This is a genomic window from Piscicoccus intestinalis NBRC 104926 (assembly GCF_001515525.1).
GTDB lineage: Bacteria > Actinomycetota > Actinomycetes > Actinomycetales > Dermatophilaceae > Kineosphaera > Kineosphaera intestinalis.
In genome coordinates this window covers 1-1075 of sequence record NZ_BCNQ01000306.1, presented here as the reverse complement: position 1 = coordinate 1075, position 1075 = coordinate 1, and the positions used below count along the sequence as shown (strand labels likewise).

General features: G+C 68.9%; 1 protein-coding gene. It reads right to left on the bottom strand.

The window, feature by feature from the left end:
* Positions 1 to 6: 6 nt before the first annotated feature.
* Positions 7 to 1075 (bottom strand): ISL3 family transposase (locus PINTE_RS21395; RefSeq protein WP_068434631.1); only part of this gene is annotated, 1069 nt, incomplete at its 5' end.

Here is a 1075-nt window from a genome sequence, read left to right as displayed (position 1 = left end):
GGCTCTTCACAATTCGGGGTGTAGGTGTGGTCTGAATCCGCCGGCTTCGAGGAGTGCGCGGGCGATGTAGTTGGTGAGGTTGCGGAAGCCGAGGGCCAGGCCACGCAGGTGCTCGAGGCGACCGTTCACGGCTTCGGTAGGTCCGTTGCTCGTGCGCGGCCGGTCGAAGTAGGCCAGGACGTCGCAGGCGCGTCTGGTCAGGGTGCGGCCGAGCTTGCGCAGTTCTACCAACGCCTCAGGCACACTGTCGGCGAGGGCGTCGATCACGGAGCTCATCTCGACGCGGCCGGCTGCCCGGTCGGGGTGACGGTAGGCGGAGATCATGCGCTGGTAGATCCCCCAGGTGCACTCGACGTGCACGTGCCGGTCCCCAGCGAAGAGCTTGTCAAGGCGCTCGTGCTGGCGGTCGGTGAGCAGGTCAGCCCCGGTGTGCAGGGTCCGCCGCGCGGTGTAGAGCGGGTCGCCCTTGCGTCCGCGGTGTCCGTGCAGTTCCTGCTGGACTCGGCGGCGGCACTCATCGAGAGCGTCCCCGGCCAACCGGATGACGTGGAAGGGATCCATAACCGTGACGGCGTCCGGCAGCTCCTCGGTGGTGGCGGTCTTGAAGCCCGCGAACCCATCCATGGCCACGACCTCGATCCCATCGCGCCAAGCCTGGTCCCGCTCGGCCAGCCAGTCCTTGAACGCCTTCTTCGACCGACCTTCGACCACGTCCAGCAGGCGTGAGGGCCCGGTGCCGTCCCGGACCGGGGTGAGGTCGATGATCACGGTGACGTACTTGTCACCGCGCCGGGTGTGCCGCCACACGTGCTCATCGACCCCGACGACCTTGACACCGTCCAGGCGGGTCGGGTCCTCGATGAGCAGACGCCGGTCCTCAGCCAGGACCGCGTCGTGGGCGGTGTTCCACGCCACGCCCAGTCCTTCGGCAACTCGGGCCATCGACAGGTGGCCGACGACGATCCCGACCAGACCCCACCGCAGGCCGGCGCGGGAGATCTTGGCCCGCGGCGGCGCCGCAGCGGTGGTGTCCTGACGCCACACGTGCGAGCACTCCTTGCAGCGGTAGCGGCGG